The organism is Trichococcus sp. (assembly GCF_049684335.1).
Taxonomy (GTDB): domain Bacteria; phylum Bacillota; class Bacilli; order Lactobacillales; family Aerococcaceae; genus Trichococcus.
Genome location: NZ_JBAVFV010000061.1, coordinates 186,268 through 205,723, shown reverse-complemented (window position 1 = coordinate 205,723; position 19,456 = coordinate 186,268). Strand labels below are relative to the sequence as shown.

Sequence of the window (19,456 nt, the reverse complement as noted above, 5' to 3'; positions counted from 1 at the left end):
GGCGGCCCTTCTACGCTTTTCTTAGTTTTTCATGCCTTCGATGAAATCGATGGCGGACTGTAGGATGCTCTTATCGTTGTCGTAGGTGATAGCTTGCAAGGCTTCGTTGAAAGGCATCCAGGCGAAGTCGGTAACCTCGGCATCCTGTTTTTCAATCGTTTCCGTGTGGGCGAAGGCGATGAAGTAGATGACTTCTTTGATTACACCGGGAGCCGGCGAGTAGCTGACGGATTTCCGGAAGGATGTGCTGAGCTCGGCGCTCAACCCGGTTTCTTCCTTGATTTCCCTCAGTGCTGTTTCAACTTCCGTTTCGCCGTCCTCAACATGGCCTTTCGGGAATGCCCAATGGCCACCGTTTTCGTGTTTGATCAATAATACTTTTCGGTTCGTGTTATCAGGTGAGAGCACGATGGCTCCGCATGATTTTTCTGATTTCATAGTTTATGCTCCATTCATTTGTTTCATTTTACTTTTCCAAAAACGCAGGGTGTCTGTCATATCTTTCCGGCAATTGAGATAAGGCGAAGACACCGACACCACCGATACCGAGATGAACGCCCAGAACCGCGCTTACCCTTAATAAGACAAAGGAAGCTTCCGGCAAGGCTTCGCTCAGCATTGCTTTGAGTGTTTGTGCGACTTCTGGATCGCCCACATGGCTGATGACAATGAGTTGATCTTGATAGGGACCGATATGGTCGACCGTTTTTTTGATGATACGTTTGTAGACACGCTTATGTCCGCGCAGGAGTTGGTCCATCACGATTTTTCCTGCCTTAACAGTCAACAAAGGCTTGATGTTCAGATTGTCACCGATGACGCTGGTTACTTTATTGATGCGGCCACCTTTCTGAAGCCATTCCAGATTGGCGATTGTGAAGGAATAGGAAGTATACGCAACGATTTCTTGGATGGTTTGTGCAACTTCATCATGGGGATGGCCTTTATCCAACAAGTTCAGGGCTTGGATGGCAGCTAAGCTAGCACCTCCGCAACCGCCTTGCGAGTCAATCAAGGTTAGTTTCATGTCCGGATATTTTTCGCGGTACATCTCAAATACTTGATGGGCCACCGCATGGGTTCCCGACATCGCGCTCGAGAAAGACAAATAAATCAGATCTTCTTTGGCTTGGCGGTTGCGGTCCAATATTTCCAATAGGCTGGCGATGTCAATCTGTGATGTCTGGGGCATCTCTCCTTTGCGCATCACTTCGTAGACGCGTTCCAAATCGATTTCGATGCCGTCCTTGTAGCTTTTTCCATCGATGATGATGTTTAACGGCAGGTACTCCAGTTTGGGATGCTTGCGCATCGCTTCGTTTAGGTCACATGTTGAATCTATTATTAATTTCGTCAAAATTTCACTCCTTATTTTTCAGCAATAACTACCTGATCTGGTTTGAGGCGCAACCGTTACGCGTGGCGCTTAGATGAACGGTGTGGCCGCTGTTATGGTACCGTTCCTGGTTGGATTAGTTCTCCAATCCTTCGACAAAACCGCTTGAGGTCTGCAGGATATATTTATCGTTGGCATAGGTTACTTTCTCCATAGCTTCTTTCATTAAATATAGTATAACAAAAAATAGGACTATATCGCATCTGTAACTGACAAAGATTTATAAGCCATAATTCGTTATTTCAATACAAATCCAAAAAAAATAACAAAAACGTTCGTCTTTAGTCTCGATAAACCCCTAAAATGTGAAGATTCTCATAATGAAAGCCCTTATAATTCGGTATTTACACTTTACAATTGTATGTGATATCGATATAATTTTATTTATCGTTAATAAACGAATTATATTTTGTTTTGCAATCATTAATGTTCGTTATCAGGAGGAGAAACATGGAAGAGAAAGTACATTCAGGCCTGACTTACGGTGTGGAGGATAAACCGGATTTAGGCACAACAATCGTTTTAGGATTTCAGAACGTCATCACCGCTTTCGGTGGTTTAGTGGCAGTACCGCTTATCATTGCCGGAATCGCAGGCTTCGGGGTTGAGGATACTGCTTATATGGTCAGCGCTGCGCTTTTGGCCTCGGGTATCGTTTCAATCATTCAATCAAAAGGTTTCGGTCCGAAATGGTTCCGCGTCGGTGCAGGCTTGCCGACAATCATGGGAACTGACTTTGCTTTTGTGGCGCCAGCTGCTGCCGTCATCGGTGCGGGCGGCATCACTGCCTATTTCGGCGGCACGATGTTGGGTGCTCTGCTTGAAGTTGGTTTGAGTTATTTTGTAAAACCATTATTGAAATTTTTCCCGCCGGTAGTGACCGGATCAGTTATCTCCTTGATGGGGATGACGCTGATGTCCGTTGCGATGGGCTGGGCCGGTGGTGGTTTCGGATCAGAGGATTTCGGTAAACCGATGAACATCGGCATCGCAGTGCTCGTGTTTCTCGTCATCGCTTTGATCAATCATTACGGGTCAAGCAAAATCGCGCCAGCTGCTGTATTGATTGGTGCCGCAATCGGTTATGTCATCTGCATTCCGTTGGGGATGGTCGACTTTGGGCAAGTCGTTGCCGCTGAATGGTTCGCGCTTCCACAATTCTTCAAATTCGGAGTACCTGATTTCAAGCTTGAATACGCGATTCCTTTTGTATCCGGCTATCTGGTAACCGTTATTGAAACAGTCGGCGTTATGCAGACGTTGGGTGCCGTTACGGAAACGAAACTGACGGATGAAAGAATTGCTGCCGGTGTCCGTGCGGATGGTTTCGGCTCGTTCATCGCGCCTTTCGTCGGTTCCGGTCCTGCCGCAACTTTCAGTCAAAATGCTGGATTGATCCCGTTGACCCGTAATGCTTCCCGTAAAGTAGCCATCATGGGCGGTATCATCATGATTGTAATGAGCCTGTTCCCTAAATTTGCTACTTTGATCTCCATCATGCCGCTACCTGTATTGGGTGGTGCCGGCATCTTGATGTTCGGTACGGTTGCCGCTGCCGGTGTGCAATCACTCTCATGCGTCGAATTCAACAACCGCAACATGATCATCGTCGCTTCTGCGTTGGGTATCGGTCTGGGTGTTTCCTTTGTTCCGGATACAGTCGCACAATTGCCGGGCATCTTGAGCGGCTTGTTCTCTTCCGGTATCTCGGCAGGAACAATCGTTGCGTTGGTATTGAACATCATTTTGAAAGAAAAAGTCTAAACATACGCTGCTTAAGCAGCTTGAATGAAAAGAAACACGTAAGCATCCGCTTGGCTGCTTGCGTGTTTCTTTTTGGATAAATGAAAGCATATTGAAAAGACGATATGCTTTCATTTACAATTTTCGAAAAATTATTTTGCGCGCTTTACTTCAATTCGATAGCCATCAGGGTCCGTTACAAAGAAATAGGTGGGTGTGCCGCCTGAAAGTCCTTTTAACTCACCTGTTTCGTAAGCAGAAGCTTTACAAACTTCATGCATTTTTTCTAAATCACTGACAGTCACACCTAAATGACTGAAGCCATTTCCTACATTATATGGCTCGGCATCGTAGTTGTAAGTGAGTTCAATTTGTACAGAAGAACCGGGAGAATTCAGATAAACTAAATCAAACTTATCCTCAGGGAATTTTCTGTGGCTGGCAACTTCAAAATCAAATAGATCAGTATAGAAGTTTAAGGTGGCATCAATATCTCTGACACGCAGGCAAATCTCAACGAGTTTTTGGTTCATAATATCATCCTCCAATAGTTTCTTATTATAATTCTAACATGAATAGGTCATATAGGCATTTTATTCGCCCGAAGCAGAGCTTATTAAAGGAGTTGAGGAACCCGTATCATAACTACTGATATAAAAACCGCAGCGATAAACGATCCGGAGGTTGTCCGATAATCCGAAAGAATCGGACAACCAGCCCCCGGACAATCGCGTTACGAAAATATAAAAAACCTCCGAATCATCAATAATTCGGAGGCTAGCCGGAGTTGCCGCGGCAGCAAACCAAATGCAGCACAACATAAATTCGCCTTGCGACTCATTCACGTTCGTTTATGCACGCATTCGCCCTGGACCCAGACCTCGCGGATGTTATCCGGACGGCTCAAAAAGAGGATTTTGTGCAGCAGATCTTCCATGGAAATATTTTCGTCGAACAGAGGCAGTTTGGCGTTCAGCGCGTTGACGTCGATCACTTGGATGTCCCAGGCATAGTTTTCCTCCAAGCGCCCGATTGGTAGGCTCAAGCTCTGTCCTCCGCCGGCAGTCGCATAGAAGAACGCCTCGTTAGCGGTAATCCGCGAATGCGGCAGGCCGCGTTCCGGAGCAGTGAGTGACGGATCGACGCCTTCCTCCAGCATTCTCGAGGAGATGACAGCCTGACGGATGTTGTCGAATAGGCTAGGGGAGAAGCCGCCGGAGATGTCCGTGCCCAAGCCGATGTCGATCCCTTTCCGAGTGAAACGGGCCGCGGGAAGGACACCGTTCGAGAAACAAACATTCGAAATCGGACAATGGGCGATTGCTGTGCCGGTTTCGGCAAACAAATCGGCATCCGCATCCGAGAGGAAGACGGCATGAGCCATGACCGCTTTATCCTGCAGAAGGCCCATTTCTTGGAGTGCAAATGTATCGCTCTTGTGCATCCGATCGAGCACATAGTTATGCTCCCAGTCGCTTTCGCTGCAATGCGATTGGATGTGCGTGCCATATTTTTTCGCCAACTCGCCGAGACCCGCCAATGCTTCGTCCGTGCAGCTCGGGATGAAACGGGGCGTCACGACCGGGTACACGCCTTGTTTGGTCGTCTTGTTCAATTCCTGAACCAGTTGGATGAAATTTTCCGTATCCGCCAATGCGGTTTCAGTGCTTTCATCCCGATAATACGCCGGATTCTCTTCCTTGTCGTCCATGACCACTTTCCCTACCAAACCGCGTTGGCCTTTGTCGGCGCAGATTTGGGCCAACAGATAGCTGGCTTCCTTATGTACGGTCGCGAAATAGAGCACAGTCGTCGTTCCGTTCGCCAACAAAGTTGTGACGAGATCCTGATAGACTTTGCGGGCGAAATCCAGATCGGAGAATTTCGATTCCAGCGGGAAAGTATAGGTATTCAGCCAATCATGCAAAGGGATGTCCATGGCTGTCCCGGCCTGAGCCCATTGCGGAGCATGGATGTGCAGATCGATGAATCCCGGCAGAAAATACTGTCCCTCAGCAAGCTCGCGGAATGATTCGCTTCCGCTGTAGGCAGCTAAGACCTTTGCATATTCAGGGTCCTGCGGCTTCAGAATGCGCCGTATCACGCCTTCCGCATCCAGACAAAACAGGCAATCCTCCAACACTTTCACTTCCTGCGGCGACCTGCTCGTGAAAGCCGTCCCCCGAAATACCTTGTCAAATGTGCGATCCATCTTGACTCCCCCTTAACCTGTTTCCTTGCCTCCATTATATCACTGCAGACGAAAAGTTGGATCGCGCAAGCTATGATATCTAAGCGACGATTATTCAGGTATACTTTAAAGAAAGAGAACCATCAGGAAGGAATGAACTAAGTGCCCGCCAAAATCATGGAACCCGTTCTGCCAAAAGATTTACCTGAAATAAATTTCGTCGACTGTTTCGATCCGGATGAACCTTACATAGAGCATGCTTTCTTCAAAGATACTGCCATCGACCTTGGCGACAGACGGGGAGTGGAGTTCACCGAAGTCAGATTCCAGAACGTGACTTTCAGTGAAGCGACAGTACCGCAATTGTACTTGCGGGATGTCATCTTCGAAAGCTGCGATTTCGCCAATGTGCAACTGGATGAAGTGACGATGAAGCGGGTCCGCTTCGTGAATTGCCGGCTCATCGGTACCTCTATGACAGAAGGGGTCTTCGAGGATGTGCGCTTCCGGGAATGCAATTTGCAGATGGCGGCTTTGGGATTCAGCAAGCAGAAGAATGTCCGTTACGAGAACTGCCGCCTGAATGAAGCCGATTTTTATACCTGCAAACTGAAGAAAGTCGATTTTTCGGAGTGCGAGCTGTCCGGAATCAATTTCACGGGAACGCCTTTGAAGGCGATTGATATCAGCAGTTGTCGATTTGAACGCCTCAGCGTCACGCTTGAGGATCTCAAAGGCGCGATCGTCAGCGAGGAACAGGCATTGGACTTCGTTGTGATGCTGGGGCTGGTCATCAAAAAGTAAAAAATGCGAAAGACAGAATAAGGAGGCAGATATGGAGAAAAAAGTCTTGGCAAGTGAACTTGCGTTGGCAATGGGCGTGCTGTGCAACGCCATTGCCGTGTCGTTGATGATCAAAAGCGAGTTAGGGGTGTCGACGATTTCATCCGTTCCAGTGGTATTGAACGAAATGTTTGCGCACGTGACGATCGGCAGCTGGAACTTTATCTTCCAAGTGGTCCTTGTGGTGGTGATGGCTCTGATCACGCGGAAATTTTTGGGTTATGTTTTTTCAATTGCATTGGCTTTGCTTTTCGGCTACTTGCTGGATTTCTTTGAATTGCTTTTTTCGGGTATCGCCGTAAACATACCGCTGCGGATCGTGTTCTTCTTCACCGGATTTTTCATGTTGTCGCTTGGGATCAGCCTGATGCTGAATTGCCGCTTGCCGGCTCTTCCATTCGATTTGTTTGTGCGCGAGATGTCCGAGCATTTCGGACTAACCGTCAAGCAGATGAAGACGGGATTCGACGTCGTCTGCGTCGGACTGAGCGTGGTCTTCTCGTTGCTGTTCCTGGAAGGAATCGCTGGAGTCGGTATCGGAACCGTTTTCGCCATGCTCTTCACCGGTACGGTGACGCAACATTTCGTGAACCGATTGAACAGCCGCTTCGTTTTCCAGCAGATGATGATAACCAAAGAACGTGCCTAATGCAGAGGCTGCCTCAAAGCGAGGCAGCTTCTTTTCACCAGAAGTCAGAATTTTGGCCAAAAAGATGAATAAAAGCAAAGAATCCATCTTTTTACCGCAGAATGCTGCTCCGCAGCACACTAATCATAAAGCTAGTAAAATTCGTTTTCAAAAAAATGCTGTTCCGCCAACGTGTTAAATGAAAATAAGTTTTTTTTCAAGAAAGGGCTTGCATCTTTTTATTGGAAGTGCTAACATGTTGTTCATAGGATTGTTACTGGTTGTGCAGGCAAAACCTAAATTGATACGAGATGATGTGCACATCATTTGGTGTTAGTTTAGGTTTTTTTTAATGGAAGGGGGAATGGGGATAATCGATGAAGATTGAAAAAGTCTACAATAACAATGTGGTCCTGGCGAAAGCTGGAGATTCATCCGAAGTCATTGTGATGGGAAAAGGGATCGGGTTCCAGAAAAGATCAGGCGACGTTTTCGACAAGTCTTTGATCGAGAAAACCTTCGTTATTCAGGAAAATGATTCAGCAGATCAATTAAAGGCCATTTATCAAGATTTACCGCAAGAAGAATCAGATGCCATTTTTAAGATCATACAAGAGGCCGAGACGAGGCTGAATCATACCTTCCAAGCAAACGTCTACCTGACGCTTGCCGACCACATCCATTACGCCATCCAGCGGACAAAGGAAGGGATTGTGTTGACCAATCCTTTGGCCTTCGAAGTGAAGAAGTTCTATCGACGGGAATACGAGCTCGGCAAAATCGGGCTGGGACTCATCGCAGAGCATACCGGTATCATGATGGCACTGGATGAAGCGACATCCATCGCTCTTCATTTCGTGAATGCACAGAAGGAAGGGCAACTTATCGAAGAGACAATGAAAGTGACACGGATCGTTCAGGACATCCTGAACATCGTCCGCTTGCATTTCGGAGTCGCTTTCGATGAAGAATCGATTTCCTATAATCGTTTCTACACCCATCTGCAGTACTTTGCGCAGCGGGTCGTCATGGGAGAAGTTTTCCAGACGGCTCCGGACACCTTCTTGGTGGAGCAAGTGAAGGCAAACTATCCGGCTGCCTATACGTGTGCCAACAAAATATCGACCTATGTCGGAGCTGCCCACCATTTTCAAGTCGGGACCGACGAACTTGTTTACCTCACGATCCATATCCATCGGGTTGTGCAGCAAAAGTGAATACCTAAAATGCTCTCAAGAGGATTGTTACTGGTAAAGCAGGCAAAACCTAAGTAGACAGCAGCGGAAGAAATTCCCATGCTCTCTATTTAGGTTTTTTTTATAAAAAATAATAGAAAAAGAGGGATATAACATGAAATATGAAGAATTAGCAAAAGACATTTTGGCTCATGTGGGCGGCAAAGAAAACGTCCGCAGCTTGGCTCACTGCATCACGCGTTTGCGTTTCAAATTGGTTGACGAAAGCAAAGCGGATACAGAATACCTGAAAAAACTTGAAGGCATCGTTACCGTCATCCAAAGCGGCGGACAGTATCAAGTCGTCATCGGCAACCACGTACCGGACGTGTACGCAGCAGTCAACGCAGTCGGCGGATTGAACGGCGGCGGTGAAGTAGAAGCGGAGGACGAAGGTCCGAAAGGCAGTATTTTAAACCAGTTCATCGATATGATTTCAAAAATCTTCCAACCAATCTTGGGGCCTTTGGCAGCAACTGGGATGCTGAAAGGTTTGGCGGCATTGCTGTTGGCCTTCGGTATTCCCGCGACAGATGGAGCGTACGTCCTGGTTCAAGCAGCAGGTGACGGATTCTTCAACTTCCTGCCGATCTTCCTTGCTTTCACTGCTAGCAAACACTTCAAGATGAGCAGTTTCACGGCAATGGCAGTCGCAGCCGCAATGGTCTATCCAGGCATGGTTAATCCTGCAGGAAGCGATCCATTGTACACTTTGTTCGCAGGTACCATTTTTGAATCGCCAATTTTCATGACTTTCTTCGGCTTACCGGTCATCATGATGAGCTACGCTTCATCGGTTGTTCCGATTCTGTTGGCCGTCTTCCTTGGTTCAAAAGTTGAAAATGTCTTGAAGAAAGTCGTTCCGGATGTCGTGAAATTGTTCATGGTACCTTTCTTCACCTTGTTGATCGTCGTTCCATTGACTATCCTGTTTGTCGGACCACTTTCCACTTGGGCAGCGACACTTATCGGAACAGGCGTTTCCATGGTTTACAACTTGAGCCCAATCGCTGCTGGCGCTCTTTTAGGTGGCGGATGGCAAGTATTCGTTATGTTCGGCCTTCACTGGGGCTTTGTTCCGATCGCAATCAACAACTTTGCGACGCAAGGCTATGATCAATTGTTGGCTACTGTTTTGGGTGTTTCTTTTGCTCAAACCGGAGCTGTCTTGGCTATCCTTTTGAAGACAAAGGAAGCGAAAGTGAAACAATTGAGCATCCCGGCTTTCATCTCCGGTATTTTTGGAGTAACTGAACCAGCCATCTACGGTATTACTTTACCGATGAAACGCCCATTCCAATTGAGCTGTTTAGCCGGTGCCATTTCGGGTATGGTTGCTGGAGCCTTCAAACTTACGGGTTATCGCATGGGTGGACTTGGAATTTTCGCCATCCCAAGCTATTTAGATCCAAGTGGCGCGATTACAATGAACCTATGGGTATCTGTTATCGTCTGTGTTGTTGGTTTTGTACTTGGTTTCGTATTGGTTTATCTTTCAAAAATCCCAGTTCTTTACGGAGAAACTGAAACTGCAGCAACTGCAACAAATACAGCAACAGAACTGAACACAAACTCTGTAGTCGTTGAAGCAATGAGAAAAGACTTGAGCGCAGCAGCTGAAAAAGACTTGGTAGCTAGCCCAATGATCGGCGAAATGGTTCTCTTATCAGATGTTCCGGATGAAGCTTTTGCGACTGGTGCACTTGGTAAAGGGATCGCGATCCGTCCGACTGTCGGTGAAGTCTATGCTCCTGCAAACGCAACTGTCACACTTTTGTTCCCGACGCAACATGCTATCGGTTTGACGACTGAAAACGGAACAGAAATCCTGATCCACGTCGGAATGGATACGGTCCAACTGAATGGAAAAGGCTTCACGAGCCATGTGCACCAAGGAGACAAAGTCGTAGCAGGTCAACTTTTATTGGAATTCGACATCGACTTTATCCAAAAAGCAGGCTACGAAATCATCACACCGATCATCGTCACGAACAGCAATGACTACATGGATGTCATCACAACCAAAGCAGCGAAGCTGACTGAGGGCGATTACCTGATGACAGTCATCGCGTAAACGTAAGCTATGCGTGAAATCGGAATCGAGCACAAGTAATTGTAGTGAATGAAGCCCAAGTATTCGGGAAATCGATTTTAACCGCAAACAATATTCCCGGATAAAAACCAGATATCCGGGAAAAAAACCTAGACCGCGAGCCATATTCCTGAATAAAAACCAGATATTCGGGAATTTGGTTTGTGGTCTCAGGCGCCCGAACCCATTTGGGATGATTTTTCATCATTCAGGGCTGTCCCACTATGAGCCAGTCTGATTCATAAAAAAAGATACAGAAGAATAGGAGCGATCACATGCAAACAGTATTTCCGAAAGGATTTTTATGGGGTGGCGCAACAGCCGCAAACCAATACGAAGGTGCTTATAATGTTGACGGAAAGGGGCTTTCCGTTCAGGACGTAACCCCTCAAGGCGGATTCGGGCCGATCACTGATGGTCCTACACCGGACAACATGAAATTGGAAGGGATCGACTTCTACCACCGTTATAAAGAAGATATCGCCTTGTTCGCCGAAATGGGCTTCAAAACATACCGTACTTCCATCGCATGGACACGCATCTTCCCGAACGGCGACGAAACGGAGCCGAACGAAGCTGGCTTACAGTTCTACGATGATTTGTTCGACGAATTGGCAAAATACGGCATCGAGCCGCTGATCACTTTATCCCACTATGAAACACCGCTGCACCTTGCCCGCGAATACGATGGCTGGGTCAACCGCAAAATGATCGGCTTCTACGAAAATTACGTGCGCACGGTCTTCACGCGTTACAAAGACAAAGTCAAATACTGGCTGACGTTCAACGAAATCAACTCGATCATCCATGCGCCGTTCATGAGCGGCGGAATCGCGACGGCTCCTGATCAATTATCTAAATCCGATTTGTACCAAGCTTGCCACCACGAATTGGTAGCCAGCGCTTTGGCGACAAAAATCGGCCACGAAATCAACCCGGACTTCAAAATCGGCTGCATGGTCATCGCAATGCCGACGTATCCGTTGACTTCCCATCCTGATGATATCATCGCAGTTATGGAAGCGGATCGCCAAAACTTCTTCTTCTCGGATGTGCATGTACGCGGCACGTATCCTGGTTACATGAAGCGCTATTTCCGTGAGCACGGTATCGAGCTGAATATCACGCCAGAAGATGAAGAAATCCTGAAGAACACTGTCGATTTCGTTTCCTTCAGCTACTACATGAGTTCCACGGAAACGGCTGATCCTGCCAAGAGAGCAGCAGGCGAAGGCAATATTTTGGGCGGTATTCATAATCCATACTTGGAGGCTTCCGAGTGGGGCTGGCAGATCGATCCAAAAGGCTTGCGTGTTATCCTGAACACCTTCTGGGATCGTTACCAAAAACCATTGTTCATCGTCGAAAACGGCTTGGGGGCAGTCGATCAGCTGGTTGAAGGCGAAGACGGTCAGATGACTGTCAACGACGACTACCGCATCAACTACCTGAACGACCACCTGGTGCAGGTTGCCGAAGCAATCGCAGACGGCGTGGATCTGATGGGCTACACGACGTGGGGCTGCATCGACTTGGTCAGCGCTTCGACTGCAGAATTGAAGAAACGCTATGGCTTCATCTATGTCGACCGCAACGATGACGGATCCGGCACACTGAACCGTTACAAGAAAAAATCATTCAACTGGTACAAAGAAGTCATTGCAACAAACGGCGCATCTTTGGTAAAGAAATAGGAGGAATTTTCATGTCAGCAGGTAAAGGATTTCCGGAAGGTTTCTTCTGGGGCGGCGCCACAGCCGCCAATCAATTTGAAGGAGGTTGGGACGCTGATGGGAAAGGTCCATCTGTCATCGATCAACTGACCTGCTCGCGCGATTTTGCCGAACGCTTCGCGGGAATCGGCGACTATTACCCTTCGCACGTCGGCATCGACTTCTACCACCGCTACAAAGAAGATATCGCTTTGTTCGCCGAAATGGGCTTCCGGATGTTCCGGATGTCCATCGCTTGGACGCGTATTTTCCCGCAAGGCGATGAACTGGAACCGAACGAAGCCGGCTTGGCCTTTTACGATGACGTCTTCGATGAATTGGCGAAATACGGCATCGAACCATTGGTGACGATTTCCCATTTCGAAATGCCGCAATATCTGGTCGACCACTACGGCGGCTGGAGAAATCGCAAACTGGTCAGCTTCTTTGAAAGATATGCGACAACTTTATTTGAACGCTATCAAGGGAAAGTCAATTATTGGCTGACCTTCAACGAAATCAACATGGCGACGTTCCTTCCACAGATCTCAATCGGTTCGAAAGCCGAAGCGGGTGAAAACCAGGAAGAAGTCATGTATCAAGCTTTGCATCACCAGTTCGTCGCCAGCGCTTTGGCGACGAAGGCTGCGCGGGCAATCGATCCGGAGAACCGTATCGGCTGCATGATCGCCTATGCACCTGTCTATCCGTTGTCGGCGAAACCGGAAGACGTTTGGTCTGCACAACGAAAAGAAGAAGAAAAACTTTTCTTCTCAGATGTCCATACCCGCGGGTATTATCCGCCGAGCAAACTGGCTTACTTCGCCACTAAAGATATCAACGTTACCTTCGAGCAAGGCGACGAGGAAATCTTGGCTGCACATACGGTCGATTTCATTTCCTTCAGCTACTATGCTTCCAGCGCAGCCAGCTTTGCGAAATCCGGCGTGCCGGGTGAAGGCAATGCTTTGATGGGCGAGAAGAACCCTTACTTGGCGGAATCAGAGTGGGGCTGGCAAGTCGATCCTTTGGGACTTCGTGTTGCTCTTAACACTTTCCATTCCCGTTACCAACTGCCGCTGATGGTGGTTGAAAATGGTTTGGGTGCTGTGGATAAAATCGTCGACGGCAAAATCCATGATGATTACCGCATCTCCTACCTCCGCGACCACGTTAAAGCGATGCGCGATGCGATCGTTCTGGACGGCGTGGATCTTGTCGCCTATACGTCTTGGGGCTGCATAGACCTAGTGTCGGCAGGTACTGGCGAGATGGCGAAACGCTATGGCTACATATATGTGGACCGCAATAACGACGGTTCGGGCAGCTTGGATCGGCTGAAGAAGGATTCCTTCTATTGGTACCAAAAAGCCATCGCCAGCAATGGCGAAGATTTGGACTAAAACATGCAAAATCCCCTGTACCACGCAACAGCGTGGGCAGGGGATTTTTGATTGCCTATGTACGGTTAGGATGTGACCGAGATGTCCGATACTAATAAGATATCGGACAAACCGGTACCACAAAAGCCGCTCATGTCCGATAACTGCAACTTATCCGACTTTCTTCAAAAAATACTCAAACACCGACAGGTCATCCGTCAATTCCGGATGGAAGGCGATGACCAACACACGGTCGGTTTCGGCAGCGACGATTTTATCATCGATACTCGCCAATATCCGTACACCGTTGCCCACGGAGCGGATATATGGGGCGCGGATGAAGACGGCTTCCACCGGTTCGACGATGCCTTCAAAGGGCAGCAGGGCTTCAAAACTGTCGACTTGACGGCCGAAGCCGTTTCGTTCGACTTCGATATCGATGAATCCAAGCCGTAACTCATCAGGAGCATGACTGCTGTCTGTGCTGCAAAGGATCAGCCCCGCGCAAGTTCCAAAAATCGCTTTACCGGCTGCATAGAACTTCTGCAAAGGTTCCTCAAGATGCTGTTCGCGGATCAAGCGACCGATGGCGGTAGATTCGCCTCCCGGAATGATCAGGCCGTCCAGGCTATCTAGATCACCAGGCACTTTCACGGCAGTCGCGGTGACGCCTAATTTAGTCAGGGCCTGCAGGTGCTCCGTGACGGCACCCTGCAAAGCCAATACACCAATTTTTTTTGCCATGCTTACCAGCCTCTTTCTTGCATGCGTTCGGAGGCGTGGAGCGTGCTGATGTCGATCCCTTTCATTGGTTCGCCCAAACCTTTGGACAGTTCGGCCAACAAGGCATAATCTTCGTAATTAGTTGTCGCACGGACGATAGCGCGGGCGAATTTTTCGGGATTTTCGGCTTTGAAGATGCCTGATCCGACGAAGACGCCATCTGCGCCTAGGCTCATCATCAAGGCTGCGTCAGCTGGTGTTGCGACGCCACCGGCAGCGAAGTTCACTACAGGAAGTTTCCCGAGCAGTTTGATTTCCTTGACCAGTTCGTAAGGGGCTCCGATTTCCTTGGCGAATGTCATCAATTCATCGTCTGATTTCGTGATCAACTGGCGGATTTGGCCGTTGACTTTGCGCATATGGCGGACGGCTTCCACGATATTGCCGGTCCCCGGCTCGCCCTTCGTGCGCAACATCGAAGCTCCTTCGCCGATGCGGCGCAGCGCTTCACCCAAATCGCGGCAACCGCAGACGAAAGGAACGGTATAGTCCGATTTCAAAAGGTGGAATTCCTCATCGGCAGGGGTCAGCACTTCGCTCTCGTCGATATAGTCGACGCCCATCGCTTCCAAGATGCGCGCTTCGGTGATGTGGCCGATGCGGGCTTTCGCCATGACGGGAATGCTCACAGCGTTCATCACTGCCTCGACGATGCTGGGATCTGCCATTCGGGCGACCCCGCCGGCTGCGCGGATATCCGAAGGCACGCGCTCCAAAGCCATGACCGCTACGGCGCCAGCCGCTTCAGCAATCCTTGCCTGCTCCGCGTTCACGACATCCATGATGACGCCACCTTTTTGCATTTGGGCCATTCCGCGTTTTACTTTTTCTGAACCGATGATTTTTGTTGTCATAAATAATCCTCCTAGGTTTAAATGATAAAATGATTAAAGAATGCTTAAATCATAATCCCTTTTTTCAGAAATACCTACATCCAATTGGACTGTTTCCGAACCAACCAATTTGTTGTATAATGAATGAAAAACAAGGAGAGTGAAGGAATGACGGAATGGAGACTGGCCCAGGATAAGGGCATGCCGCTCTATCAACAGCTGATGCAGCTGATCGAAGAGAAGATAAAAGCCGGAGATTTGGTCCCCGGCCGGGCCTTGCCGGCGGAACGCAAGTTGGCGGAGGAGTTGCAGGTCAACCGCTCAACCGTCATCCGGGCACTGGAAGAGCTGACAACGCAGGGAATTCTTATCCGCAAAAGGGGCAGCGGGACGTTCGTGAATCCGAATAAATGGGGGATGCAGACACGGCCAACCATCAATTGGCGGTCTTCTTTGACGCCGGATAATCTTTCGGTGGACACCCCTTATCAGAGGAACGTCAAACAACTGTTGGCGAAGCACCGATCGCGCGAAATCCTGGATTTGGGGAATGGTGATTTGCCGAAGGACCTCTTGCCGCAACTGAAGATTCCGGATATTTCACTGGGAGAAATGTTGCATGGGGAAGCGACTTTCATAAGGGAGAACCGAGGGATCAAAGCGACGAGGGAAAGTGTCCAAAAGCATCTGCATACCGCGTACCGGATGACTGTCCCGCTTGAGGAGATCTTCATCACTTCGGGAACCCAACAATCATTGTTTTTGATCACGCAAGGGCTGTTGAAGCCGGGCGATGCAATCGGTATCGAAGCGCCTTCTTATTTCTATTCATTGAGATTATTTCAGGCTGCCGGTCTGCGGATTATTCCGATTCCGATGGATGGCGAGGGGATGACCGTCAAGGGTCTCCAGGAAGCTTCCTTGCAGTATCCTCTGAAGATGATTTTTCTGAATCCGATTTTCCAGAATCCGACAGGAACGGTCATGAGCCCGGAGCGGAAACAGACCATCCTTGATTATTGTTTGCTGAAACGCATTCCGATTGTGGAGGATGATGCATACGGCAGCTTTGTTTTTGATGAAACAGTCGATAACCGTCCGTTGAAAAGCTTGGATAAAAGGCAACAAGTCCTGTATCTGGGGTCCTTGTCCAAGTTTGCCGGTCAGCATATCCGGATCGGCTGGATGGTTGGGCCTGCCGCCATTATCCGGGAATTGGCCGACATCCGCGATCAGATCGACTCCGGATTGAGTTTCTTGCCGCAACTGCTGGCCGATCATTATTTGGTGAGCGAAATCACTGACCATCTCCCGATCATTGTTAAAGCATTGAAGGAACGCGCCGACAAATTGCAGATGTGGCTCAGAAACAAATATGGGCAAGAGATAAGTTTTGAACCGGCAAAAGGCGGCTACCATCTATATTGTCACTTCGCCAATAAAACCGATGCTGAGATGGATGAGTTGCTTCAGGAATTGTTGGAAGAAAAAGTGGTTGTGAAGGAAGGCATCCAATTCGGTGATCAAAAAAATGCGGTCCGTTTCAGTTTCGGCCATTTTGTGGAGCGGGATACTAAGTCATGAGGCTGGATATCCTCATAAATTCTTGCATTTCCGCTCCCGTTTGTTTGACAATATTCTTTAAATGAAATGAAAACGAAAAATAAATAGAGTTCCATGTCAGGAAACCTTCCGTAATGATAACGGGAGGTTTTTTTGCTTGGAATCCTATATGTATCAAAGATATTGGACGTTATTGCAACCTTGTTCCCAAAGCAATGTGAACGAAACTGACATCGTATAACAGAAAATGTCCTATCCGGTGTCAACAAATGTTTTTTGTTTGCCAAGTAAATATATATAATCAAACCATCGACGTTACAAAATATATGACAAGTATGCATGAAAAGGGGAGCGAGCGCCATGACAGGAACAACATCATTAAAAGAAACAGAATTGAGATACCAATTGCCGGAGATCATTACTGAAACATTACCGGGGGAAAAGGCAGCAGCCATTCTGGCACGGCGATCGGATGCGATCCCTTCTTCTTTGACATGCGTTTATCCAGTTGCAATCGCGAAGGCAGAAGGCGCCATCATCGAGGATGTTGATGGGAACCGCTTTTTGGATTGGGTTGGAGGCGTAGGCGTTCTGAATATCGGTCACCGCCACCCGAAAGTCGTGGAAGCTGTCAAGCAGCAGGAAAATGATTATTTTCATGCGATGATCAATATACTTACGAGTGAAAAATATATCACATTGGCTGAAAAAATGAACGATATCGTGCCGGTGAAGGGCATCAAGAAGAGAACGTTCTTTGCGAACAGCGGTGCCGAAGCAATCGAGAATGGCGTAAAGGTAGCTAGAGCCTACACGAAACGTCCGAATGTCATTGTATTCTCCGGCGCATTCCATGGGCGGACACTTTTGACGACGCATATGACCGCGAATAAAGCCAACTCGATCGGATTAGGGCCGTTCCCTGATGGCATATTTCGCGTGGATTATCCGAATCTTTACCGTAAGCCGGCCTATTACACGGATGAAGAGGCGGTGGTCTACTACATCGAACGCATCAAACGCGCCTTCGATGAGTTGACACCTGCCAGCCAAGTTGCTGCCATCGTGTTCGAACCGGTGCAGGGCGAGGGCGGCTTCATCCCGGCTCCAATCGAATGGGTCAAAGCTGTCCGCCAGATTTGTGATGAAAATGGCATCATGATGATGACGGATGAAGTACAGACGGGATTTGGGCGCACGGGTAAACTGTTTGCCTCTTCCTACTACGAAGAAGCCGGCTGTGCACCGGATATCCTGTGTACCGCAAAATCAATCGCAGGTGGCTTCCCGCTCAGCGCCATCGTTGCCCGTGATGAAATCTTCAAAGGGATGACGGGCGGATTGATCGGCGGCACCTTCGGAGGCAATTCGGTATCCTGTGCTGCGGCACTTGCGACGATTCAAGTAATTGAAGACGAAAATCTCTGCGAACGTTCATTGGAATTGGGTGCAGCTTACACTGCCCGCGTTGAGGAATGGCAACAGCAATACAAAGAAATCGGCGATGTGCGCGGATTGGGCGGCATGATCGGCGTCGAATTCATTAAAGACCGACTGACAAAGGAACCTGCTCCGGAATTGGTGAACGCGTTGACCCAGCATTGTGTCCGGGACGGCCTGATCATCGAAAATGCAGGCACCTACGGCAATGTGGTCCGTTTTCTGGCTCCTTTGGTCACGACGGATGAACAGTTGGAAGCCGGCCTTGCAATTATGGGCGACGCAATCGACGCCTTGTGCACAAAGTTAGCATAACTATCTGAATCCAATGGAGGAATATTATGTCACCGTTAGCTGAAATCATGGATTTTGAATTTTATAACCCAGTCCGGATAGCGTTCGGACGGGATCAGGTCAAAAAAATCGATAAGTTTGTGCCAAAAGATGCAAAAGTATTGATCACTTACGGAGGCGGCAGCGCCAAACGTTCAGGCACCTTCGACCGTGTCGTCGAGGCGCTGGGCGAAAGAGAATGGGGCGAGTTCGGCGGCATTCCGGCGAATCCGGTCTTTGAATACCTGATGGATGCTGTCAAGAAGATCAAAACGGAAGGGTACACCTTCCTGATTGCGGTGGGCGGCGGATCGGTCATCGACGGCACGAAATTCATCGCCGCAGCAAGTCTGTTTGAAGGCAATCCAATCGATATCTTCGCAAGCGGCGTCGGCAAAGGGCTGCCGGTTGAAAAGGCCATACCTTTCGGTACCGTTTTGACGATTCCGGCAACTTCTTCGGAAATGAACCCAATCACCGTAGTCAGCTTCGAAGAATTGCAGGCAAAGGTGAGCATCAAAAATGAAAAGCTTTTCCCGACTTTTTCAATTCTGGAACCCGAATTGACTTACACGTTGCCGAAAAGGCAATTGGCGAACGGCCTCTCCGATTCCTTTGTCCATGTCATGGAGAACTATTTGACCTATCCTGTCGGTGCAAAGCTGCAGGATCGCTGGTCTGAAGGCATTCTGCATACTTTCATCGAAATCGGGCAGGAAGTCTTGGCCGATGAAGAAATAGATTACAACACGCGGGCGAATTTCATGTGGACTGTCACGAACGGATTCAATGGATTCACAGCTTCCGGGGTGCCGGGGGACTGGTCCAGCCATGCGTTGGGGTACGAAATCACCGCCCTGAACGGTACCGATCATGCCCGTACGCTTTCGGTCATCCTGCCTGCCACCATGAAGGTACGCAAAAAGGAAAAATGGGACAAATTGCTCCAGTATGCAGAGCGCGTATGGGGTGCGAATACCGGCGACGAAGAGGCGCGGATCGATTTTGGCATCCACAAAACCGAGGAATTCTTCCGCTCTTTGGAAATGCCGACCCGCTTCAGTGAAATCGGCATCGAAGAGACGGACATCGACTATATGGTGGAACAACTGGAAGTCCACAAGCGCGATCGCCTTTCGGAACGCGCTGACCAGACGTTGGACATCAGCCGTAAAATCTACGAAATGGCACTATGATTCAGCGTACTAATACAAACGAAAACTATACTGATTCACCTGAAACTACAGATAGTTGTATATAAAATAATTTTTTTAAGTATAGG

Annotated in this window: 16 protein-coding genes; 10 read left to right on the top strand and 6 right to left on the bottom strand. The window is 48.5% G+C overall.

Translation table 11 applies throughout. The features are described 5' to 3' along the window. Positions 1–21: 21 nt before the first annotated feature. Complete coding sequence (locus WBM30_RS11780) at positions 22–438, bottom strand: bis(5'-nucleosyl)-tetraphosphatase (RefSeq protein ID WP_424900895.1); 417 nt, start codon at positions 436–438, stop codon at positions 22–24. A 28-nt stretch (positions 439–466) separates the two neighbouring features. After that, positions 467–1,357, bottom strand: coding sequence for a DegV family protein (locus tag WBM30_RS11775; RefSeq protein WP_424900894.1), 891 nt, complete (start codon positions 1,355–1,357; stop codon positions 467–469). A gap of 489 nt (positions 1,358–1,846) precedes the next feature. Between WBM30_RS11775 and WBM30_RS11770 the strand changes: the two genes are divergently transcribed. Then, positions 1,847–3,160, top strand: a complete 1,314-nt coding sequence (locus WBM30_RS11770) for a uracil-xanthine permease family protein (RefSeq protein ID WP_424900893.1) — start codon at positions 1,847–1,849, stop codon at positions 3,158–3,160. Positions 3,161–3,291: 131 nt separating this feature from the next. Here the strand turns inward: WBM30_RS11770 and WBM30_RS11765 are convergent, their stop codons facing one another. Both WBM30_RS11765 and guaD read right to left on the bottom strand, forming a co-directional pair. Then, the gene (locus WBM30_RS11765) at positions 3,292–3,672 is read right to left on the bottom strand and encodes a VOC family protein (protein ID WP_106448868.1); all 381 of its coding nucleotides are present in this window, start codon (positions 3,670–3,672) and stop codon (positions 3,292–3,294) included. A gap of 308 nt (positions 3,673–3,980) precedes the next feature. Continuing rightward, positions 3,981–5,351 carry a guanine deaminase gene (gene guaD, locus WBM30_RS11760; RefSeq protein WP_424900892.1) on the bottom strand — a complete coding sequence of 457 codons (1,371 nt, stop codon included), beginning with the start codon at positions 5,349–5,351 and terminating at the stop codon, positions 3,981–3,983. A gap of 141 nt (positions 5,352–5,492) precedes the next feature. Between guaD and WBM30_RS11755 the strand changes: the two genes are divergently transcribed. The 6 genes from WBM30_RS11755 (at position 5,493) to WBM30_RS11730 (ending at position 13,243) form a co-directional block, all read left to right on the top strand. Next, on the top strand, positions 5,493–6,134 hold the full coding sequence (locus WBM30_RS11755; protein ID WP_424900891.1) for a pentapeptide repeat-containing protein: 642 nt from the start codon (positions 5,493–5,495) through the stop codon (positions 6,132–6,134). A 31-nt stretch (positions 6,135–6,165) separates the two neighbouring features. Continuing rightward, entirely contained in the window at positions 6,166–6,822 is a 657-nt protein-coding gene (locus WBM30_RS11750; RefSeq protein WP_424900890.1) for a YczE/YyaS/YitT family protein, read from the top strand. Positions 6,823–7,178: 356 nt separating this feature from the next. After that, a complete protein-coding gene (gene licT / locus WBM30_RS11745; protein WP_424900889.1) occupies positions 7,179–8,018 on the top strand; it encodes a BglG family transcription antiterminator LicT in 840 nt (279 codons plus the stop codon). Positions 8,019–8,151: 133 nt separating this feature from the next. Beyond that, entirely contained in the window at positions 8,152–10,110 is a 1,959-nt protein-coding gene (locus tag WBM30_RS11740) for a beta-glucoside-specific PTS transporter subunit IIABC (RefSeq protein ID WP_424900888.1), read from the top strand. A 293-nt stretch (positions 10,111–10,403) separates the two neighbouring features. Continuing rightward, positions 10,404–11,822 (top strand): glycoside hydrolase family 1 protein, encoded by a 1,419-nt coding sequence (locus WBM30_RS11735; protein ID WP_424900887.1) that lies wholly within the window; start codon positions 10,404–10,406, stop codon positions 11,820–11,822. Positions 11,823–11,833: 11 nt separating this feature from the next. Beyond that, the gene (locus WBM30_RS11730) at positions 11,834–13,243 is read left to right on the top strand and encodes a 6-phospho-beta-glucosidase (RefSeq protein WP_424900886.1); all 1,410 of its coding nucleotides are present in this window, start codon (positions 11,834–11,836) and stop codon (positions 13,241–13,243) included. 150 nt (positions 13,244–13,393) lie between these two features. Here the strand turns inward: WBM30_RS11730 and pdxT are convergent, their stop codons facing one another. Continuing rightward, positions 13,394–13,966: a pyridoxal 5'-phosphate synthase glutaminase subunit PdxT gene (gene pdxT, locus WBM30_RS11725; protein WP_424900885.1), complete on the bottom strand. Its 573-nt coding sequence runs from the start codon at positions 13,964–13,966 to the stop codon at positions 13,394–13,396. Positions 13,967–13,968: 2 nt separating this feature from the next. Next, positions 13,969–14,859: a pyridoxal 5'-phosphate synthase lyase subunit PdxS gene (gene pdxS / locus WBM30_RS11720; protein ID WP_108033424.1), complete on the bottom strand. Its 891-nt coding sequence runs from the start codon at positions 14,857–14,859 to the stop codon at positions 13,969–13,971. Positions 14,860–15,006: 147 nt separating this feature from the next. Between pdxS and WBM30_RS11715 the strand changes: the two genes are divergently transcribed. From WBM30_RS11715 to WBM30_RS11705, 3 genes are all read left to right on the top strand, one after another. Further along, entirely contained in the window at positions 15,007–16,422 is a 1,416-nt protein-coding gene (locus tag WBM30_RS11715; RefSeq protein WP_424900883.1) for a PLP-dependent aminotransferase family protein, read from the top strand. Positions 16,423–16,761: 339 nt separating this feature from the next. Then, complete coding sequence (locus WBM30_RS11710; protein ID WP_424900882.1) at positions 16,762–18,156, top strand: aspartate aminotransferase family protein; 1,395 nt, start codon at positions 16,762–16,764, stop codon at positions 18,154–18,156. A 26-nt stretch (positions 18,157–18,182) separates the two neighbouring features. Then, positions 18,183–19,370 carry an iron-containing alcohol dehydrogenase gene (locus WBM30_RS11705; RefSeq protein WP_424900880.1) on the top strand — a complete coding sequence of 396 codons (1,188 nt, stop codon included), beginning with the start codon at positions 18,183–18,185 and terminating at the stop codon, positions 19,368–19,370. Positions 19,371–19,456 lie beyond the last annotated feature (86 nt).